Source organism: Actinoplanes sp. NPDC048791 (assembly GCF_040650095.1).
Taxonomy (GTDB): domain Bacteria; phylum Actinomycetota; class Actinomycetes; order Mycobacteriales; family Micromonosporaceae; genus Actinoplanes.
This window is the reverse complement of the sequence record NZ_JBEZGQ010000692.1, coordinates 1-4,604: the sequence shown is the minus strand read 5'-3', so window position 1 is coordinate 4,604 and position 4,604 is coordinate 1. Positions and strand designations below refer to the sequence as shown.

The 4,604-nt window shown below is 71.8% G+C and carries 4 protein-coding genes; 3 read left to right on the top strand and 1 reads right to left on the bottom strand.

What is annotated here, in order from left to right; genetic code table 11:
- Positions 1–190 precede the first annotated feature (190 nt).
- Positions 191–745 carry a TetR family transcriptional regulator gene (locus tag AB0C29_RS34665; RefSeq protein WP_360829404.1) on the bottom strand — a complete coding sequence of 185 codons (555 nt, stop codon included), beginning with the start codon at positions 743–745 and terminating at the stop codon, positions 191–193.
- Between the two features lie 200 nt (positions 746–945).
- Here AB0C29_RS34665 and AB0C29_RS34660 point away from each other — a divergent pair, with 200 nt between their 5' ends.
- The 3 genes from AB0C29_RS34660 to AB0C29_RS34650 form a co-directional block, all read left to right on the top strand.
- A complete protein-coding gene (locus AB0C29_RS34660) occupies positions 946–1,917 on the top strand; it encodes a zinc-binding dehydrogenase (RefSeq protein ID WP_360829401.1) in 972 nt (323 codons plus the stop codon).
- A gap of 23 nt (positions 1,918–1,940) precedes the next feature.
- Positions 1,941–3,605, top strand: coding sequence for a CocE/NonD family hydrolase (locus AB0C29_RS34655; protein WP_360829398.1), 1,665 nt, complete (start codon positions 1,941–1,943; stop codon positions 3,603–3,605).
- A gap of 9 nt (positions 3,606–3,614) precedes the next feature.
- A partial coding sequence (locus tag AB0C29_RS34650) for a RecQ family ATP-dependent DNA helicase (RefSeq protein ID WP_360829395.1) occupies positions 3,615–4,604 on the top strand: 990 nt, incomplete at its 3' end.

Here is a 4,604-nt window from a genome sequence, read left to right as displayed (position 1 = left end):
CCGACGACGCCCGGCGCGACGACCCGGCGCCGCGGCAGCCGCCCGGACCGTTCCGGCCCGACTGGGGCGTCTTCGTGGCCACCCTGGCGCGCCGGCCCGAGGTGCACCGGCCGTGGCTGGGCGAGCTCCATGACCGGGTACGCAGCCGCCCCTATCTGGACCCGTTCTAGCTACGGCGTCCGGCAGCTCGTCAGGTGGCGGCGAGCGTCTCGGTCAGTCCGATGGCGGTCGACTGGAGCAGCAGCCGGAGCCGGGGCCGGAAGTCGAGAGCGACGTGACCCCAGTCCGGCACCTGCTCGTACAGCGCCGCCAGGGTCGGAGTGGGGTGTGACACCTGCCAGAAGTTGGCGGCGAAGGCGAGCGTGGCCGCCAGCAGCGCCTGGATCTGGTCGACGGTCATGCGGCTGACCCGGTCCAGGGCGGTCACGATCTCGTCGTAGGCGGCGAAGGCGTTGGTTTTGTACTGCCGGGCCCGCTCGATGTCGACGTCGCCTTCCAGGCTCAACGTCACGTGGGTCAGCAGGTCGCAGAACACCGGCAGGGACGAGATGGTGTCGGCCAGCAGCAGCGCCACCTCGCGCGGGCCGAGGCCGTCGCTGTCCCGGACCTCGTCGGCGATCGCGGCGCTCCACTGTCGCCAGCCTCGTTCGGCCAGTTCGAGAAGCAACTCCTCCTTGCTGGCGTAGTAGCGCCGCACACCCGTGCGGTGCAGGCCGGCTCGCTCGGTGACCGGAGCCAGCGTCACGAACCGGACTCCTCCTCGCTCGAGCGCGACCGCTTCGGCGGCAACCAACAGATCTTCGGAACGTTGTTGCTTGTCATCGATCGAGCGGGCCCGCTGTCGCATGCGCCCAATATAACGCACCTTGCGCTGCGCTATCTCTTCCGCTTAGGCTGACGCCACTTAACGCAGCACAGAGTGCGTTAACTGGGGAGGGAACCGCCATGAAGGCTGTCCAGGTCACCGAGTTCGGCGACGCGAAGGTTCTGGCGCTCACCGAGCTGCCGGACCCCGAGCCCGGGCCCGGGCAGGTGGCGATCGACGTCACCCACGCAGCGGTCGGGCTGATCGACGTCTACCTCCGGCAGGGGCTGTACAAAGGCCGGCCCGGTCTGCCGCAACCGCCGTACGTTCCCGGCCTCGAGGTCGCCGGCACGGTCCGGGCGCTCGGCGAGGGCGTCACCGATCTGACGATCGGCGAGAAGGTAGTGACCCTGTCAGGGTCGGCCACCGGCGGGTACGCATCGGTGTACGTCAGCGACCGGGCACGGGTGCTGTCGACGCAGGCCTACGACCTCGACCCCGCGCTCGCGGTCGCAGTCGTGCCGAACGCGCTGATGGCCCATGTCGCGCTCACCGGTCCGATCCAACTGCACCCCGGGGAGCGCGTCCTGGTCCACGGCGCGTTCGGCGCCCTCGCGGCAGCGTTCCCCGGCATCGCCAAGCAACTCGGGGCGGCCCGGGTGGTCGGCACGGTGCGCGGTGAGCGGGCGGCCGTCAGCCGGCTTCCCTATGACCGGATCGTCGACTCGGCCACCATGGTCAGCGTCCTCGGCGACGAGAAGTTCGATGTGATCGTCGACCCGGTCGGCGGTCAGGTCCGCACCGAGAGCCTGCGGCTGCTCGCCCCGGGCGGCCGGCTGCTGCTGGTCGGCAATGCCAGTGGCGACTGGCAGCACGGCGTCGACGGCAACGCGGTCTGGCACGGCAACTTCATCGTGGCCGGGTTCAACGCCGGTGGCTACCTGCCCGCGCATCCGGAAGCCGTCCCCGCCGCCGCGGCCGCCGCCCTGACCGCCGCGGCGTCCGGGCTCGCCGACACCGAGATCGAGCTGCTGCCCCTCGCGGACGCGGCGACCGCTCACGAACGACTGGAAGAACACACGGCCCAGGGCCGCGTCGTCCTCGTCCCGTAAGACCGATTCCCCAGGAGACCATCGTGAGCACACGCCCCAGATACAACTTCGCCACGAAGCTGGCCGGCCGGCTCGGACAGCGGATGCTGAAGCTTCCGCCGGCCGTCACCCGCGACGTGACCGTCGAACGCGACATCCCGATCACCGTCGAGGACGGGACTGTCCTGCTCGCCGATCACTGGGCGCCCGCCGCCTCCGCCGGCACCCCGCTGGACGAGCTGCCCACGGTGGTGGTGCGCACCGCGTACGGGCCGGGCGGTCCGCTGGGCTGGATGTACGGGCGCGCGCTCGCCGAGCGGGGCATGCACGTGCTGATGGTGCGCAGCCGTGGCACCTTCGGCTCCGGCGGCACGTTCCTGGCCATGCGGCACGAGCGCGAGGACGGGCTGGCCACCCTGCGCTGGCTGGCGGGACAGCGGTGGGCCAAGGGCGGCGTGGTGCTGGCCGGTTCCAGCTACTTCGGCTACACCCAGTGGGCTGTCGCCGCCGACGCGCCGGTGCAGGTGAAGGCCATGGTTCCGCACATCTCCTCGTCGCGGCTGGCGCTGAGCCTGCTGCGTCCCGGCCGTTTCGAGCTCGACACGCTGACCAACTGGGTGTGGAACACCGAGACGCAGGAGCGGCCACGGGCGCTGCTGCGGTCGGTGCTCGGCCTGGACCGCAAGCACGTCGCCGCCGCGATGAACACCCTGCCCCTGACCGATGTCGACAAGGCGCTGCTCGGTCACGGGTCGCCGTTCTTCCAGGAAACGTTGCGCTACGACCAGAACGACCCGTACTGGAAGGACGAGGACCACAGCGGCACCGTCGGCGACGTGACGGTGCCGGTCAGCTCGATCACCGGTTGGTACGACATCTTCCTGACCGACCAGTTGCGCGACTTCCGGACCCTGGCCGCCGCCGGCCGCAACCCCCGGCTGACCGTCGGCCCGTGGTGGCACGCCGATCCGGCGGGCATGGGTGCCGCGATCGAGCAGGTGGTCGATTGGGGGACAGCTCTCGCACGCGGCGAGCAGCCGGCCGGCCGGGCACCGGTACGGCTGTTCGTGATGGGCAGCAAGCAGTGGCGCGACTTCGACCAGTGGCCGCCGGTGGGTTACCCGCAGCAGCGCTGGCACCTGCACTCCGGCGGCGCGCTGGAGCGGGGTGTGAGCCCGGCCTCGCCGCCGAGCACCTTCACCTACGACCCGCAAGATCCGACCCCGGCGCTGGGCGGGCCGAAGCTGGACGGCAACGGTCCCGGCCCCAGGGACAACCGGCCGCTGGAGAAGCGTGCCGACGTGCTGACCTTCACCTCACCGGCGCTCGAGTCCGAACTGGAAGTCATCGGCGAGATCACGGCCCAGGTGTGGCTGCGCGCCGACCGGCCCGGCTGCGACCTCTTCGTCCGGCTGTGCGACGTCGACGAGCGCGGCAAGTCGATCAACGTCTGCGACGACCTGGTCACAGTCCGGCCCGACGGCACGACCGAGGTGACCGTACAGCTGTCACCCACCGCGTACGTCTTCCGGCGCGGCCACCGCCTGCGCGTCCAGGTCTCGGCCGGGGCGTTTCCCCGTTTCGCCCGCAACCTCGGCGGCGACGAGCCGGTCGCGACCGCCACGGAAGCCCACGTCACCCACCTCGAGATCCTGCACGACGGGGCCCATCCCTCCGCGATCCTGCTGCCGGCGAAATCACGGCACTAGAGTCGGCCCATGCCCGACGTCGCTGAGCTGGCCCGGTCCGTGTTCGGCTTCGACCTGCGGCCCGCTCAGCGCCGCGCCGCCGAGACGGTCGCCGCCGGGCGCGACACCCTGGCCGTGCTGCCCACCGGCAGCGGCAAGAGCGCCATCTACCAGGTCGCCGGGCTGGCCCGTACGGGCGTCACCGTCGTCGTCTCCCCGCTGATCGCGCTGCAACGCGACCAGGTCCGCTCCCTGACCGCGCTGGGGTTACGGGCCGCGCTGCTCAACTCCAGCCTGCACAGCGGTCAACGCGCCGACGTCCTCACCGCCCTCCGCGCCGGCGGGACCGACTTCGTGATGCTCGGCCCCGAACAGCTCGCCAACGACGAGACGCTGCGCGAGCTGACCGCCGGGCCGCGCCCGATCAGCCTGGTCGCCGTCGACGAGGCCCACCTGGTCAGCGAATGGGGCCACGACTTCCGCCCGGAATACCTGCGGCTGGCCGACGTCATCGACACCTTCGGCCGCCCGCCGGTGCTGGCCCTGACCGCGACCGCCGCGCCGCCGGTGCAGGCCGACATCACCCGGCAGCTGCGGATGCGCGAGCCCCAGGTGATCGTCGCCGACTTCGACCGGCCCGGCATCACCCTGGCGGTGCGGCGCACCCGGCACGGCCTGCCCGAGGACCGGGCCGTCGACGACCGGACCGTCGAGGTGGTGCTGGCCCACGACACCCCGACCCTGGTGTACGCGCTCACCCACGCGCGCTGCGAGAGCCTGGCGGAACGGTTGCGGCTGGACTCGTACCGGGTGGCGGCGTACCACGCGGGCCTGCCGGCAGCGGAACGCGGCCGGGTCCAGGACGGGTTCTTCTCCGGCGCCCTCGAGATCGTGGTGGCGACCAGCGCCTTCGGCATGGGCATCGACAAGCCGGACGTCCGCACGGTGGTGCACGCGGGCGTGCCGGGCAGCCTCGACGAGTACTACCAGGAGATCGGCCGGGCCGGCCGCGACGGCGCG

Excerpts from the sequence above, each read along its gene's own strand:
- AB0C29_RS34660 (WP_360829401.1), top strand. The coding sequence starts at position 946 with ATGAAGGCTGTCCAGGTCACCGAGTTCGGCGACGCGAAGGTTCTGGCG.